Genomic DNA, 16052 nt, shown 5'->3' with positions numbered 1-16052 from the left:
GCTGAACAAAACGATAGACGTAAAAAAGCCCCGCATCTCGTGAAGAGAGCGGGGCGTTCAGTATTTTTTGCGTTTAGATCTGTTCAGCCCACAGGTCGTATTCGTCGGCGTCGGTCACTTTGCACCAGACCTTGTCGCCTGGCTTGAGGTTGCTGCCGTTGTCGATGAACACGTTGCCGTCGATTTCCGGGGCATCGAAGAAGCAGCGGCCGACCGCGCCTTGCTCGTCGACTTCATCGACCAGCACTTCGATTTCACGGCCGATGCGCATTTGCAGGCGCGCCGAGCTGATGGCCTGTTGGTGCGCCATGAAGCGATCCCAACGGTCTTGCTTGACGTCATCCGGAACGATCTCCAGATCCAGATCGTTGGCCGGTGCGCCTTCAACCGGCGAGTACTGGAAGCAGCCGACGCGGTCGAGCTGGGCTTCGGTCAGCCAGTTCAGCAGGTACTGGAAGTCTTCTTCGGTTTCGCCGGGGAAGCCGACGATGAAGGTCGAACGGATGATCAGGTCCGGGCAGATCTCGCGCCAGTTCTTGATGCGCGCCAGGGTCTTGTCTTCGAACGCCGGGCGTTTCATCGCCTTGAGGACTTTCGGGCTGGCATGCTGGAACGGGATGTCCAGATACGGCAGGATTTTTCCGGCGGCCATCAGCGGGATCAGCTCGTCGACGTGTGGGTACGGGTAAACGTAGTGCAGACGAACCCAGACGCCGAGGGTGCTGAGTGCTTCGCAGAGTTCGGTCATGCGGGTTTTCACCGGCGCGCCATTCCAGAAGCCGGTGCGGTACTTGACGTCAACGCCGTAGGCGCTGGTGTCCTGGGATATCACCAGCAGCTCTTTGACGCCGGATTTGACCAGGCGCTGGGCTTCGTCGAGCACATCACCCACCGGACGGCTGACCAGTTTGCCGCGCATCGACGGGATGATGCAGAAGCTGCAGCTGTGGTTGCAGCCTTCGGAAATCTTCAGATAGGCGTAGTGACGCGGCGTCAGCTTGATACCTTGCGGCGGCACCAGGTCGATCAGCGGGTTGTGATCCTTGCGCGGCGGCACGACGGCGTGCACGGCGTTGACCACTTGCTCGTACTGCTGCGGACCGGTCACGGCCAGCACGCTCGGGTGCACGTTACGGATGTTGCCTTCTTCGACGCCCATGCAGCCGGTGACGATGACCTTGCCGTTTTCCTTGATGGCTTCGCCGATCACTTCCAGGGATTCAGCCTTGGCCGAGTCGATGAAGCCGCAGGTGTTGACCACCACGACATCGGCGTCCTGATAGGTAGACACGACGTCATAGCCTTCCATGCGCAGTTGGGTAAGGATGCGCTCGGAGTCGACCAGTGCTTTCGGGCAACCCAGGGATACGAAGCCAACTTTAGGGTTGGCCGGCGTTGTGGTGGACATGTCTAACCTCGGTGTTTTGTGACGCCTTCAGCCAAAAACGGCAAGGCGACAGATGGGCACTTGAAGTGCCTCTGATCAAAAAGTGCGCAATTCTAGCGATGGTCAACGCACTTGACCAGCTTTATGCAGGGAAATACGACGAGTGCTGCGCTATGCTTCGCGCCGTTACACCCAGGCGTATTTTTTCAGTCAATAATTCGTCTGTATCAATAAGTAAAACGGTGCATGCTGCACAGCAGTCTGCGCAGGTTGGCAAAGCGTAGGCGCTTGCTCGACGTCGTGCTTTTTATATGAAGCCCCGGTCTTGGTGGCAGGAGTGGTTGATGGGTCAGGCAAGTAGTCAGGCAGTAGGCTCAGGGCATTCCGGGGCAAAGCCCTTGGGGATGTTGGTAGCGGCGGTCGGGGTGGTTTATGGCGATATCGGTACCAGCCCGCTTTACACCCTCAAAGAGGTGTTTACCGGCGGCTATGGGGTACAAGTCAACCATGACGGGGTGTTCGGGATTCTGGCGCTGATTTTCTGGTCGCTGGTCTGGGTGGTCTCGATCAAGTACGTGTTGTTCATTTTGCGTGCCGACAACCAGGGCGAGGGCGGGATCATGGCCCTGACCGCGCTGGCGCGGCGAGCGTCGGCCTCGTATCCGCGGCTGCAGTCGGTGCTGGTGATCCTCGGCCTGATCGGCGCAGCGCTGTTCTACGGCGACAGCATGATCACCCCGGCGATTTCCGTATTGTCGGCGGTGGAAGGTCTGGAACTGGCCTTCGACGGCCTCGAGCGCTGGGTCGTGCCGTTGTCGTTGATCGTGCTGGTGGGGTTGTTCCTGATCCAGAAACACGGCACCGACCGCATCGGCAAGTTGTTCGGCCCGGTGATGGTGTTGTGGTTCGTGGTGCTGGGTGTACTGGGTGCTCATGGCATCTCCCAGCATCCGGAAGTGCTGCAAGCGCTGAACCCGATCTGGGGCGTGCGCTTCTTCACGGATCATCCCGGCATGGGCATCGCGATTCTCGGCGCTGTGGTGCTGGCGCTGACCGGTGCCGAGGCGCTGTACGCAGACATGGGGCACTTCGGTCGCAAGCCGATTGCCCGTGCCTGGTTCGCCTTGGTGCTACCGGCGCTGGTGCTCAATTACTTCGGCCAGGGCGCCTTGCTGCTGGAAAACCCGGAAGCGGCGCGTAACCCGTTCTACCTGCTGGCGCCGGCCTGGGCCTTGATTCCATTGGTTGTGTTGTCGACGCTGGCGACGGTGATCGCTTCCCAGGCGGTGATTTCCGGTGCGTTCTCGCTGACCCGTCAGGCGATTCAGCTCGGTTACATTCCACGCGTGCACGTTCAGCACACCTCAAGCGCCGAGCAAGGTCAGATCTATATCGGTGCGGTGAACTGGGCGCTGATGGTCGGGGTGATTTTGCTGGTGATCGGTTTCGGGTCCTCCACCGCTCTGGCCTCGGCTTACGGTGTGGCGGTGACCGGGACCATGTTGATCACCAGTATTCTGGTGGCGGCGGTGATGCTGTTGCTGTGGAAATGGTCGCCAATCCTGACGGTGCCGATCTTGATCGGCTTCCTGCTGGTGGACGGGCTGTACTTCGCCGCCAACGTGCCTAAAATCGTGCAGGGCGGTGCTTTCCCGGTATTGGCGGGGATTGTGCTGTTTGTCCTGATGACCACCTGGAAGCGCGGTAAAGAGCTGCTGGTGGATAGGCTGGATGAGGGCGGGCTGCCGCTGCCGATTTTCATCAGTAGTATTAGCGTGCAGCCACCTCATCGGGTCCAGGGCACTGCAGTGTTCCTCACAGCGCGGCCGGATGCGGTTCCCCATGCGTTGTTGCACAACTTGCTGCACAACCAGGTGCTGCATGAGCAAGTGGTGCTGCTGACCGTGGTTTACGAGGACATTCCGCGGGTGCCGAAGCAGCGGCGGTTTGAGGTCGATTCCTACGGTGAGGGCTTCTATCGGGTGATCCTGCACTTCGGCTTTACGGATGAGCCGGACGTGCCACAAGCGTTGAAGCTGTGTCCTCTTGAAGAGCTGAATTTCAGTCCGATGCGCACGACTTACTTCCTCAGCCGTGAGACGGTCATCACCTCCAAGCTCGTAGGTATGGCCCGCTGGCGCGAGGTGTTGTTCGCCTTCATGCTGAAAAATGCCAACGGCAATCTGCGGTTCTTCAAGTTGCCGGTGAACCGGGTGATTGAGCTGGGTACACAGGTGGAAATGTAAGCCCCACAAAAAGCCCGTTTCGTGTAGGAGCTGGCGCAGCCTGCGATCTTTTGATCTTGCTGCTTCCAGCAAAAGGCCCCCGTTACCGCAAGGTAACGGGGGCTTTTTCGTCTCTGTGCCTTTAGTTGCTTTCAGGCCGTTGGTCTTCAGATTTGGTGTTTGTGCGGGCAGGTCGCGGGGTCAGGACCTTCACCACATCATCAATCACGGCCTTACTCATTGCCGTCAGATAATGCGCGGCCCAGGCGTGGCGGTCGGTGTCTTTTGCGAAGGCGGCATCCTGAGCAAATGATCTGGCGAGGAACAACAGATCGGAGGCTTGTGACAATGCATCAACGATGGGGACGCCAGCGCGGACGTTGAATAACGCCTGATCCGAGCAGTAGATCAGTGGCGTGAAGCCGATGGTTTTTAGTTCTGAAGTCGCAGAAGAATCTGTTTTGGTCATGGTGTTACTCCTGGGTTCAAGGAGCCGACACTTTAGTTTCCAAGCGAATGGGTGGCGGCTGCACGCAGGTTGGAAAACCGGGAACCAAGGAACCGGCACGCCCGAAGGCGTCCCACGCACAGCCGCCATAACACAGGATTGCAGTCGTAAAAACCTCTGCAGTCATGATGGGGTGCTGTTGCGCTACGGTTCGACGGGTTTCCAAGCCCGATCGCTGAATGGTCAGCGACGTCCGGAGAGTATCCCGTCGACGAAAAGCGCAACAAGGCATCAAAGTGCCCAAACGCGAGATCAGGAGTTTGCCTACAACGTCTGCGGGCGTCATCCGATATTGCGACACCTTAAGTAAACGAAAGTAAACGCGGCGAGCGATTTACAAGTCGCTGGGGTGCTTGGGCAGTTGTTTTTTCCAGCGTTAGTGCGTTGACTTTTAATTTGGCCTAGCTTAGCGACTGTCCTTTGTCCTGGGACCGAGGACAGTGCTCATAAAATGGGTAAATCACGAACGATTCGCTCGATGTGGGAGCAGCCGGGCGGCGTTCCGTCTGCTCGCGATGCAGGCACCTCGATGTGTCAGGCAACCCGAGGTGATGCTATCGCGAGCAGGCTCGCTCCCACAGGTGAACTGTGGCGTCCGGTCGAGCGGTGCGCGACATGAAAAAGCCCCCGTTACCTTGCGATAACGGGGGCTTTTTTGAGCTTGGCTCAGGTCACTGTTCGGCGACCTTGTCCTTGTTCTGGCGCTGCTTGATGGCGTCGACCAGGCGTTGGGCCAGAGCCGGGTAGTTCTCGTCGAAGTGGTGGCCGCCTGGCAGCTTCATGGCTTCGCCAACAGCGGTCTTGTCGGTGCATCCACTCTCGGCGACTTCTTCTGCGCCATAGATGCACAGCACCTTATCGGCCGGCAGCTTGGCCATTTCCGGGCCCGTGGCGGCTTCTTTACCGGCATTGCCGAGCCAGCCGTCGACCTGAATTTCGAAGTTACCCGTGCGGGCGAAGGCCAGCAGGATGATTGCATCGACTCGCTGTTGTTCACTTTCCGGCATGCGGTTGTAGATCGCCGGCAAGACGTCAGCGCCGAACGAGTAACCCGTCAGGATGAAGCGTTTGGTGCCCCACTTCTGGCGGTAGTGCTGCATCAGTTCGGTAAGGTCGATGGCGCTTTGCTCGGGGCTCTTGTGCTGCCAGTAGTAACGCAGGGTGTCGATGCCGACCACCGGGTAGCCGATCTTCGCCATCTCGCCGGCCACGTCACGGTCCAGGTCGCGCCAGCCGCCGTCACCGGAGAGGAACAGGGTGACGGTGTCCTTGGCCTGGCCTGCAGGCACTTCGACCACTGGAATGTTCAGACCGCCGTTGCCCTTGTCGGAGCCGACGAGGATCTTGCGCAGTTCGTTGTTGAGGACCTGCGGCAGGTTGATGTCGTAGTCACTGATGCTGGTTTCGGCGTTGGGTTGATCACGTACGAAGCCGGCGCTGGTGTCGTCCGGGTTATCGTTCCACGCGACCAGCCAATGACCGTGAGCTGCGCTTTTTGGCAGCAAGTGGGTGCAGCCGGGTTTTTCCAGAGCCAGGTCTACTGAGACGGCCTGGGATTTGTCGTCTTTCTGCTCGGCCAGCCAGCGCCAGGCCAGGACAGCGCCAGGGCCGATACCGCTGACCAGGGTCGCAGGGCCTTTGAGCTGTTGGAGGGCCGCCTGCAGGGCGCTACCTTGCTGCGTGCAATCGGTGGGCAGGACCACCTGAACGATTTGCGCGGCACCACCACGACTCAGGGTCATCAGTTGCTTGTCGCTGAGCTTCTGCTCTTCGTTCACCGCGACCACCACCTGGGCGCGCGGCGTGGTGCCGGGAATGACGCGGGTCATCGCCGGGCCATCAATTGGCGTCAGCAGTTCGAGGGTGGGCTCTGGTGCTGGGCGGTTCCAGTACCAGTAACCGCCACCGAGGATCACAGCCAGCACCACCAGAGTGGCCAATACATACCGCCAGGAGCGTTGAATCATCAGCGTTTCACCAATCCAGTCAAGCCGCCCGCAATCAGGGCGGCGGTATCGGCCAGCGCCACCAGCGGATCGAGTCCGGCGGGCACGGCCATGTAACGTGGTTCCCAGTCAGGCTGGAATTTATCTTTGAAGCGGCGCAGCCCCTGGAAGTTATAGAGCTGCTCGCCACGGCGAAACACCATCGAGCCGAGGCGTTGGGTCAGTGGCGCGCCACGACGGGGTTGCAGACCCGACAGCGGCACCATGCCCAGACTGAAACGTGTGTATCCATGATTTTTATAATGTTGAATCAGGCCGACCATCATGAACTCCATGGTCAGCTTTGGGGCGTCCGGGTGTGCACGCATCAGGTCGAGGCTGGCCAGGTCATGGCTATACGTCTCGAGCAGGTTGGCGAACGCCACCGGGCGACCTTCAAAGTGAATGATCGCGATCCGGAAGTGCTTGAGATAATCGTCGCTGAAACGGCCGAGGGAGAAGCCTTTCTCGCGAACGTTCTTGCCGGTCAGCCAGGCATCGGAAATGACCTTCAGCTCATCCATTGGCGCGTGACCCGGTTCGTAGATTTCCAGCGACAGGCCATCGCGGGTGCCACGGTTCCAGGTGTAACGCAGGTCCTTCATCTCTTTGCCCTTGGCTTCGAGATCAAAACGCAGCAGGTCGACCCGGGCTTCTTCGCCCAGCTTGATCGCGGTCAGACCGATGTCCATATAGTAGGGCAGGTTTTCGGCACGTACCTGATAGAACACCGGACGGGCGTGATGAAGGTCGCAGAGGTCACGGAACTGCCAGATCATCTCCGCGCGTTGCTGGGTCGGGCCGATCGGGTCGTACAGGGCTACCAGACTGCGACCACGACGCGCATACATCAAGAACGCTTCGTCGTTAGGGTGAAACAGCAGCGCCTTGTCACCGGTCAGGGCCAGGCCACCGTCCGGTTGCGACGAGGCCATCAGGATCTTCAGCGCCTTATCCAGTTCTACTGCGTCGGGCTGGTGAATGACTGGGCGCGCGGTGCGCAGCAGCCAGGTCAGGGACACCACCACCAGCAAGACTGCCGCGCCGAGCAGCGAGCGCAGGCCTCGTGGGGCATCGGAGTCCAGGGTGAACTGCCACCACAGTTGATGGCTGTACGGCACATCCTGATAGGCGAACAGCAGCAGCCAGATCGAGGCACCCAATACGCACAGACTGGCCACCAGATACAGCGGCGAGAACGGCACTTCGGTCAAGCGGCTTGGCCGGTAGAAGGAGCGACGGAAGATCGCCAGCAGACTGGCGGTGAGGATCATCAGGCAGGACTCTTCCCAGTCGAACCCTTTGAGCAGTGAGAGCACGGCACCGATCATCAGCAGAATGGTGGTCAGCATCCACGCGGCCGAGAGGCGACGACGCAGGCCTTGAGCCAGCAGCAGGCAGAGCACGCCGATCAGGCTGGCACCGAAGTGGGAGGCATCGACCAGGCGATGGGGGATCAAGAATCCGATGTGTTCCAGGCGAGTGTCGATTTCCGGTGTCGCACCGGAGAACAGCAAGACGACGCCAGACAGGAACACCAGTATCGCCAGCACCGGCGCGGCCATGCCCGAGGCGGCGCGCAGCGATTGACGGGTGTTGAACAGACGTTGTGCCTCATTGATCAGCAGCAGGACACAGGCCACCAATAGTGGCAGAACCACATAGATCAGACGGTACAGCAACAGGGCAGCAGCCAGTGGCGCAGCACCGAGCTTGTCGGCAAAGGCCGCCAGCAGAATCGCTTCGAATACCCCGACACCGCCGGGTACGTGGCTGAGCACGCCAGCGGCCAGCGCCAGCAGATAGACCAGCAGGAAGGCGCCGAACGGTGGTGCTTCAGGCAGCAGCAGATACAGCACGGTCGCGGCGGCGGCCACGTCCAGTGCGGTAATCACCAATTGCAGGAAAGTCAGGCGACGACCAGGCAAGCGCAGCGTGCGTCGACCAATGCGAACCAGCAGGTTATCCGGGTACGGTTGTTCTGGCAGGCGACGGCGGTAGATGCCGATCGCCAGTACCGAGCAGAGCAGCAGCACGGCGATTGCGATCCCGCCCAGCAATGGCTGTGACAAATTCAGCGCGGTGGAGGCGGCCGGCAGGTCGCTGAGCGTCGCCAGGGCAGCGAGCGGCGGCAGGGCGCAGCCTAATGACAAGCTGGCGAACAGCGTCATGTGGGCGACTTCCGACGCCCCAAGACCGTGACGTGCATACAGGCGGTAACGTACCGAGCCGCCGGATAGCAGCGAAAGGCCAATGGCATTGCCGATTGCAAACGCAGTGAAGCCGCCCAGCATCATGGTCCGAGGCGGCAAATTTACGCCAGCGTAACGAGTGGCCGACCATTCATAGCCGAGCAATATGATGAAGCCGACAATGGTTGCGCCCAATGCACCGAGCAGGGCCGGTTTCGGCACTTCCAGAATCGAGTCGTGCAGGGCGTAGAGATCGAGTTCGCTTAATAGATGGCGACAGGCAATCAGTGCGATAGCGAACAATAGCAACGTGACCGCCAGGCCGATGGGCTGACGGTACTTGCTGACCAGATCCAGCCAATGCAGACGTGTGGCAGTGATCGGTTGTGTCGCTGTTACGGTGTCTTGTGAATCAGACGAGTTGGCGCGCATCAATCACCTCTTGGATTGTGCGCGACAGGATGGGGGTATCCAGCCAAGTTACCAATCCCTGTATAAAAAAATAATCACAAATATTAACGCGTATCACCGAGCATCGGGGATTACGCACACTCAATAGTAGAAGGGCTTGCCTGCGACTCAGCATAGCCTGATCTGGTGGACCCTGAAGAGCGCCAAAGGTTCGTAGCACGTTGCCAGATCATTGTTGCGAAAGGACTTTTCTACAGATACAAAAAAGGCCGCTCTTTCGAGCAGCCTTTTTTGATGTTTGGTTGCGGGAGCCGGATTTGAACCGACGACCTTCGGGTTATGAGCCCGACGAGCTACCAGACTGCTCCATCCCGCGTCTGTGTGGCGGCATTCTACAGGCGATCGCCTGGGTGTCAACCGTTAATGATCCGCTTGGTCAAATAAACGTTAATTAGCGTCGAACGGTCCCTGGGCTTAAGTTAAGTATAAGAAGCGCAAAGGGTTTTTTCTCGGCTTTGGCGACGAGAGGGGGAGGAGAGACGAAAAACACACACGCACAAAAAAGGCCACTCTTTCGAGTAGCCTTTTTTGATGTTTGGTTGCGGGAGCCGGATTTGAACCGACGACCTTCGGGTTATGAGCCCGACGAGCTACCAGACTGCTCCATCCCGCGTCTGTGTGTCGGCATTCTACAGAGGATCGCTGGGGTGTCAATTGCTAATTCAGAAAAATCTGTTCCTGTTCAATCGCTTAGCGTGTCAGGGAGGAGGTCGGATAGGGCTCGAGGGCTTGCTGCACAAGGCTTTCAGCTCTATTGGCAGATTGCTTTCGATTGAAAAAATAAATCCAGTGAAGGCGTTTCCTACCGCTAGCAGAGAAGAATCAAAGCACTGGTGCTATATACAGTTGTCGGTGAGATACTGGCGATTCGTTTGCAAATAACCCCTTTTCCTTCATTGAACACCGCCTTATATGACGCAGCGCAAAATCATCCACGTCGATTGTGACTGCTTCTATGCCGCCATCGAGATGCGTGACGACCCGACTCTGGCGAGCAAGCCGCTGGCGGTAGGTGGCTCTGCGGACCGGCGTGGTGTCATCGCGACCTGTAACTATGAGGCGCGGGCTTACGGTGTGCGCTCGGCCATGTCATCACGGCACGCCTTGAAGCTGTGCCCGGAGCTGGTCATCGTCAAGCCGCGCATGGATGCCTATAGAGAAGCGTCGAAAGAGATTCAGACGATTTTTCGCGATTACACCGACCTGATCGAGCCGTTGTCGTTGGATGAGGCGTACCTCGACGTGTCCGAAAGCACGCATTTCGCCGGCAGTGCCACGCGAATTGCCCAGGACATCCGGCGTCGGGTCTCCAATCAACTGCATATCACCGTCTCGGCGGGTGTGGCGCCGAACAAGTTTCTCGCGAAGATCGCCAGTGACTGGAAAAAGCCCAACGGGTTGTTTGTGATCACACCGGATCAGGTCGAGGACTTTGTCTCACAGTTGCCGGTGAGCAAGCTGCACGGTGTCGGCAAGGTCACCGCCGACAAGCTGGCGAGGCTCGGTATTGTCGATTGTCTTCAGTTGCGCGACTGGAACAAGTTGGCGCTGGTGCGTGAGTTTGGCAGTTTTGGCGAGCGTCTATGGAGTCTGGCGCGTGGGATTGATGATCGGCAGGTGCAGAACGATAGTCGCCGACAATCGGTGAGTGTCGAAAATACCTACGATGTGGACCTGCCGGATCTGGTCAGTTGCCTGGATAAACTGCCAGAGTTGCTGGAAACCCTGAACGGGCGTATGGCGCGGATCGACAGCAGCTACCGTCCGGGCAAGCCATTCGTCAAAGTGAAGTTCCATGACTTTACCCAGACCACGCTGGAACAAGCCGGGGCAGGGCGGGACCTTGGCAGCTATCAGCTGTTGCTGACTCAGGCTTTCAATCGGGGTGGAAAACCCGTGCGTTTGTTGGGGATTGGTGTGCGCCTGGAGGATTTGCGTGGCGGCTTCGAGCAGTTGGATTTGTTCGAGCGGTAGGGCCTCATCGCGGGCAAGCCTTGCTCCTACAGATAGCATCGATTTTGTAGGAGCAAGGCTTGCCCGCGATGCTTTTCAGCTTTAGTTCGGTCCTGGATCCGCCACCAATCGCCCGGCATCCTTGGTCAGCGACTTGAGAAACTCGCTTTGCAATTCAGGATCATTGCGGGTCAGTTCGATCAGGCTTTGTTCCAGTTCGCTGGCTTCTTCTTCCAGGCCCAGCTCCGACAGACGTTTGACCCGATGCACCCACTGGCTTACTTCGTCGTCTTCGAGGTCGTCGTAAATCAGTGCGTGAGCTTCCAGCAGCTTGCTGCGCAGGGTGCTGCTGATCGTCAGGGATGAATCGGTATGAACGTCGTCCTGGGCATCTTCGACAGTGATTTGCAGCTTGCCGATATGACTCAGGTCCTGCTCTGCGAACGGACTGTCGAGCAGGTTCAAGCGCAACACGCCGTTGCGGTCGGTGGTGAGTTCGAAGGTCTGCTTGCCGGCCTTGACCTCTACCGGGCGCTCGTTCCATGGCAGGCTCGAATATTCCATGCGCTTATCACGCTGGACTTCATCGATGCCGGTCAGGTTCTGCTGTGCGCGACCGCGCGATTGCACGTTCATGAACGGGTTCAGCCCGTCGACGCCAGTGCTGATCCAGTCCCTTGTCATGCTGTCTGGCAGGTTGCCGAGGGCGAACACGTTGACGATGTTCGCGCCGACGCCAGCCACCAAAGCCACCGCGCCCAGCGGGATCTCGTAGACCTTGCGCCAGGGTTGGTACGGCGTGTAGCGATCGTAGCGACGGGTGACGTCGTATTCGGTGACTTCGAAGGTCTTCTGCTCGTGAATCCGTACCCGGCGTTGCGGCAGCTCAAGCACCTTAGGCTCGCCGACATCGATCTGCAGGCTGTGATCGAGCAGTTTGCGCTCGATGCGCTCCTCATGCTCGCTGCGTTGTGACATCTGATTGGCACAGCCGCTGAGCAACAGGGTGCCGCACAGGGCGGCACCACCGAGGCTTAAGGTGTTTCGCTTGAACATGACTTCTCTATCTGGTGTCAGCGGCGGATACGAGCCTGGAGGAAAGACAGTACGTCAGCGACCGGCAGCGCTTGTGGCTCGGCCTCGGTACGGCTCTTGTATTCCAGGTTGCCGTCGGCGAGGCCGCGGTCACTGACCACGATCCGGTGAGGAATGCCGATCAGCTCCATGTCCGCGAACTTGATGCCCGGGCTGGTTTTCTTGTCGCGATCGTCCAGCAGCACTTCGAAGCCGGCCGCAGTCAGTTCTGCGTAGAGCTTGTCGGTGGCTTCGCGAACCAGGTCGGTCTCGTAGCGCAACGGCACCAGGGCGATCTGGAATGGCGCCAGGCTGTCGCTCCAGATGATGCCTTTCTCGTCGTTGTTCTGTTCGATGGCCGCAGCCACCACGCGGGAAACGCCGATGCCGTAGCAGCCCATGGTCAGCGTAACCGGCTTGCCGTTCTCACCGAGAACCTGGCATTTCATCGCTTCGCTGTACTTGGTGCCCAGCTGGAAGATATGCCCGACTTCGATACCGCGTTTGATTTCCAGGGTGCCCTTGCCGTCCGGGCTTGGGTCGCCGCTGACAACGTTGCGCAGGTCGGCCACGGTTGGAACCGGCAGGTCGCGCTCCCAGTTGACGCCGAAGTAATGCTTGTCGTCGATGTTGGCGCCGATACCGAAGTCGCTCATCAGTTCGACCGAGCGGTCGATGATGATTGGCAGCGGCAGGTTCAGCGGGCCAAGGGAGCCTGCGCCGGCGCCGATGGCGTCACGCAGTTCGGCTTCGGAGGCCATGACCAGCGGACTGGCAACGCCAGGCTGGTTGGCGGCCTTGATTTCGTTGAGCTCGTGATCGCCACGAATGATCAGCGCGATCAGCTTGCCGGCTTCTTCGGCGTGAACCACCAGGGTCTTGATGGTTTTTTCGATTGGCAGATTGAAGCCTTCCACCAGTTGCGCGATGGTTTTCGCGTTCGGGGTGTCGACCAGGCGCAGCTCTTCAGAAGGGAGCGGGCGCGAGGTTTCGCGTGGCACGGCTTCGGCTTTCTCGATGTTCGCTGCGTAGTCGGAACCGTTACTGAAGACGATGTCGTCTTCACCGGATTCGGCCAGTACGTGGAACTCGTGGGAGCCGGCACCACCAATGGAGCCGTTGTCAGCTTCGACCGGACGGAATTTCAGGCCCAGGCGGGTGAACACGTTGCAGTAGGCCTGGTGCATGCGGTCGTAAGTGGCCTGCAGCGATGCCTGATCAGCGTGGAAGGAGTAGGCGTCCTTCATGATGAACTCGCGGCCGCGCATCAAACCGAAGCGTGGGCGGATTTCATCGCGGAATTTGGTCTGGATCTGGTACAGGTTGATTGGCAGCTGTTTGTAGCTGCTCAACTCGTTGCGGGCCAGGTCCGTGATCACTTCTTCGTGAGTCGGGCCGGCGCAGAAGTCGCGACCATGGCGATCCTTGAAGCGCAGCAGTTCAGGGCCGTATTCTTCCCAGCGACCGGATTCCTGCCACAGCTCAGCCGGCTGGGTGCTCGGCATCAACACTTCGAGAGAGCCTGCGGCGTTCATTTCTTCGCGAACGATGGCTTCAACCTTGCGCATGACTCGCAGGCCCATCGGCAGCCAGGTGTACAGGCCGGATGCGAGTTTGCGGATCATGCCGGCGCGCAGCATCAACTGGTGGCTGATGACGACCGCATCGGAAGGCGTTTCTTTCTGTGTGGCGAGCAAATATTGACTGGTACGCATGGTAGGCCGTTGTCGGTTGCTGAAGACTAGAAATGACGGAGCATTGTACGGGCGAGATTTGCTGGCGTACAGGATTGCGGCCGGCGGCGTGGCTCGAGTGCGGGGAAACCCCGCGCCTTCGGGGGGTTACGATTCTTCGACGGCAGTGGCGGTCTGGGCGGGCTCGGCTGGCTCGGGCGTTGGTGTCGGACCTTCGCGACGGCTTTCCTGGAACCAGTGCAGAGCAATCAATAGCAGGGTTGGCACGCCAAGCAGCGTCGTGATGATGAAGAAGTTGTGATAACCGTATTTCTCCACCATGACCCCCGAGTAACCGCCGATCAAGCGTGGCAACAGCAGCATGATCGAGCTGAGCAGGGCGTACTGGGTGGCGGAGAATTTGAGGTTGGTCAGGCTCGACAGGTAGGCCACGAAGGCCGAAGTGGCCATGCCTGAGCTGAAGTTGTCCAGCGAGATGGTGACGATCAGCATCTCCAGGTTCGCCCCCATGTCGGCGAGCATCATGAACAACAGGTTGGTGGCAGCGGACGCGAAGCCGCCGATGAACAGAATCGGCAGAATGCCGAAACGAACGATCAGCAGGCCGCCCATGCCAGCGCCAATCAAGGTCATGATCAGGCCGAAGATCTTGCTGACGCCGGCGATCTGATCCTTGGTGAATCCCAGGTCGATGTAGAACACGTTGGCCATCACGCCCATGACGGTGTCGGACATCCGATAGGTGGCAATCAGACCCAGCAACAGAAAGGCCTGCCAGCGGTAGCGCAGGACGAAGTCGTTGACCGGTGTCAGCACCGGGGCCAGGCCGCGCCGACCCATGGCCGACAGGCACATGGTGGTCAGGGTGATATAGAGAATGGCGCGCAGGAACGCCCGGTCTTCGAGCAGCAGGTCGAGCGGGCTGATCGCGCCGGAAAGCACGCTGGCAAAATCGGTGTTGTAGAGCTGGGTGAACATCGCCGGGACTGAGACCAGCAACACGATCAGCACGAACACCGACGCCAGTTGGTGGACGAAACTGTAGCGACCGGCAGACAGTTGCGTGCGCAGCGGCACCGGTGGTTCACGCATGAAGAGGGTGGTCAGCAGTGCCGGGATCATCAACAGGCCGAACAGCGCGTAGGTGCCGGTCCAGGCGGAGTGCTTGTAATTGAAGCCTGTAGAGCCGAAGCCCTCGGCAATGAACAGTGCGCCGGCCGTTGCCAGCAGCGCGGCGACCCGATAGCCGGACATATAGCTGGCAGCCAATGCAGCCTGGCGCGTTTCGTCGACAATTTCCAGGCGATAGGCATCGACAGCAATATCTTGTGTCGCGGAGGCGAATGCGACCAGAACGGCAATCGCAATCAGCCAGGACAGGTGTTTTTGCGGGTCGCAGAAGCCCATGCCGATCAGGCCGAGGATCAACAGGACCTGCGCCAGGACGAGCCAGGAGCGTCGTCGGCCGAGTTTGCCGAGCAATGGCAGGCGCCATTGGTCGAGAAGTGGCGACCACACCCATTTGAATGCGTAGGCCAGCCCGATCAGGCTTGCATAGCCAATCGTTTCACGGGCCACGCCGGCCTCACGCAGCCAGACGGATAGCGTTGAGAATACCAGCATGTAGGGCAAGCCAGCGGCGAAACCCAGCAGCAACAGTACGAGCGTCGAGGGGCTGGCATAAGCGGCGAGCGCGGCGCGCCAGGTTTTACGGGGCATGGGCTGGAGTCTGCCTCAAAATTGCGAAAACAAAGCGCGCACTCTAACCGTAGTGCTCTACCGGACGCCAGCCATGACGCTGAATATCAACACGATTGTTCAGGATACTGACGCCTTCCATCCGCAAGCGTGCCCGCTGTTCGTCGCCTGAGGGGCTTCCTACTGGCAAACTGAGCCGACCGCCGGCACCCAATACGCGGTGCCAGGGCAGTTTGGTGTCGCCGGGCAACTGGCTCAATGTGCGTCCCACCCAGCGCGCGGCTCGCCCCAGGCCTGCCAGTTCGGCGAGCTGGCCGTAACTCACCACTTTGCCTTCCGGAACCTGGGCCAGGGTCAGATAGAGCGTGGTTCGGCGCATCTGCGCCGGGGTTTCGGTTTCGCTGTTGGGGTCAGTCACGTTGCCGCTTCCTGATGAAGGTGTTGAGGCTTTCTCTAGAGTAAATCTTCAGTGAGCGAATGAGAATCTCGCCAGTGCTGAGGTCAGCAAGGCCCGTTACATGGCGGGCTTTGGTGTGGCCTGGCAAGGTGCTCTAAAAGATCGCAGCCTTGGGCAGCTCCTACAGGTCCGGGTAGGAGCTGCCGAAGGTTCGGGCCGCGTTTGGACGATTTTTTTACAGGCACAAAAAAGCCCCGCTTTTGAGGGCGGGGCCTTTTACTAAATCAGGACAAGTTAGATAACTTGAACTTCTTCAGCTTGCATGCCTTTCTGACCGCGGGTAGCGATGAAAGAAACCTGTTGGCCTTCTTTCAGGCTTTTAAAGCCGTCGGATTGGATGTGGTTGTAGTGTTCGGACAAGGGGTGGCCGGGGTGTGGTGTGGGGTAGCCGCAGCCGACCCCGTTTAA

General features: G+C 59.2%; 11 protein-coding genes and 2 tRNA genes. 2 read left to right on the top strand and 11 right to left on the bottom strand.

Annotated elements, in window-relative coordinates; genetic code table 11:
* Nucleotides 1-73 precede the first annotated feature (73 nt).
* The gene (gene rimO / locus ACIPIN_RS12225) at nt 74-1408 is read right to left on the bottom strand and encodes a 30S ribosomal protein S12 methylthiotransferase RimO (protein WP_401118813.1); all 1335 of its coding nucleotides are present in this window, start codon (nt 1406-1408) and stop codon (nt 74-76) included.
* A 323-nt stretch (nt 1409-1731) separates the two neighbouring features.
* Between rimO and ACIPIN_RS12220 the strand changes: the two genes are divergently transcribed.
* Nucleotides 1732-3633: a potassium transporter Kup gene (locus tag ACIPIN_RS12220; protein ID WP_401118811.1), complete on the top strand. Its 1902-nt coding sequence runs from the start codon at nt 1732-1734 to the stop codon at nt 3631-3633.
* A 121-nt stretch (nt 3634-3754) separates the two neighbouring features.
* On the opposite strand, the gene ACIPIN_RS12215 is transcribed toward ACIPIN_RS12220, so the two are convergent.
* From ACIPIN_RS12215 to ACIPIN_RS12195, 5 genes are all read right to left on the bottom strand, one after another.
* On the bottom strand, nt 3755-4081 hold the full coding sequence (locus ACIPIN_RS12215) for a DUF3077 domain-containing protein (protein WP_401118809.1): 327 nt from the start codon (nt 4079-4081) through the stop codon (nt 3755-3757).
* Nucleotides 4082-4791: 710 nt separating this feature from the next.
* A complete protein-coding gene (locus tag ACIPIN_RS12210) occupies nt 4792-6087 on the bottom strand; it encodes an AcvB/VirJ family lysyl-phosphatidylglycerol hydrolase (protein WP_401118807.1) in 1296 nt (431 codons plus the stop codon).
* Nucleotides 6087-8729 (bottom strand): bifunctional lysylphosphatidylglycerol flippase/synthetase MprF, encoded by a 2643-nt coding sequence (gene mprF / locus ACIPIN_RS12205; RefSeq protein WP_401118805.1) that lies wholly within the window; start codon nt 8727-8729, stop codon nt 6087-6089. Before mprF ends, ACIPIN_RS12210 begins: the two co-directional genes overlap by 1 nt.
* A gap of 278 nt (nt 8730-9007) precedes the next feature.
* Nucleotides 9008-9084: transfer RNA gene (locus tag ACIPIN_RS12200), tRNA-Met, on the bottom strand.
* Nucleotides 9085-9304: 220 nt separating this feature from the next.
* Nucleotides 9305-9381 (bottom strand) — tRNA-Met (locus ACIPIN_RS12195).
* Nucleotides 9382-9680: 299 nt separating this feature from the next.
* Between ACIPIN_RS12195 and dinB the strand changes: the two genes are divergently transcribed.
* Nucleotides 9681-10742, top strand: a complete 1062-nt coding sequence (gene dinB / locus ACIPIN_RS12190) for a DNA polymerase IV (RefSeq protein WP_401118803.1) — start codon at nt 9681-9683, stop codon at nt 10740-10742.
* An 81-nt stretch (nt 10743-10823) separates the two neighbouring features.
* Here dinB and ACIPIN_RS12185 read toward each other — a convergent pair whose 3' ends face one another.
* The 5 genes from ACIPIN_RS12185 to ACIPIN_RS12165 form a co-directional block, all read right to left on the bottom strand.
* Nucleotides 10824-11777 (bottom strand): hypothetical protein, encoded by a 954-nt coding sequence (locus ACIPIN_RS12185; protein WP_401118801.1) that lies wholly within the window; start codon nt 11775-11777, stop codon nt 10824-10826.
* A gap of 17 nt (nt 11778-11794) precedes the next feature.
* Nucleotides 11795-13510 carry a proline--tRNA ligase gene (locus ACIPIN_RS12180; RefSeq protein WP_401118798.1) on the bottom strand — a complete coding sequence of 572 codons (1716 nt, stop codon included), beginning with the start codon at nt 13508-13510 and terminating at the stop codon, nt 11795-11797.
* 126 nt (nt 13511-13636) lie between these two features.
* Complete coding sequence (locus ACIPIN_RS12175) at nt 13637-15208, bottom strand: AmpG family muropeptide MFS transporter (protein ID WP_401118795.1); 1572 nt, start codon at nt 15206-15208, stop codon at nt 13637-13639.
* Between the two features lie 43 nt (nt 15209-15251).
* Nucleotides 15252-15566 carry an MGMT family protein gene (locus tag ACIPIN_RS12170; protein ID WP_401118950.1) on the bottom strand — a complete coding sequence of 105 codons (315 nt, stop codon included), beginning with the start codon at nt 15564-15566 and terminating at the stop codon, nt 15252-15254.
* 312 nt (nt 15567-15878) lie between these two features.
* The coding region (locus tag ACIPIN_RS12165; protein ID WP_401118947.1) for a cold-shock protein at nt 15879-16052 on the bottom strand (174 nt) is incomplete at its 5' end.

Source organism: Pseudomonas sp. NPDC087697, assembly GCF_044743155.1.
Lineage (GTDB): Bacteria > Pseudomonadota > Gammaproteobacteria > Pseudomonadales > Pseudomonadaceae > Aquipseudomonas.
Note: the sequence above shows the minus strand (reverse complement) of the source record. Positions and strands in the feature narration are given on the sequence as shown.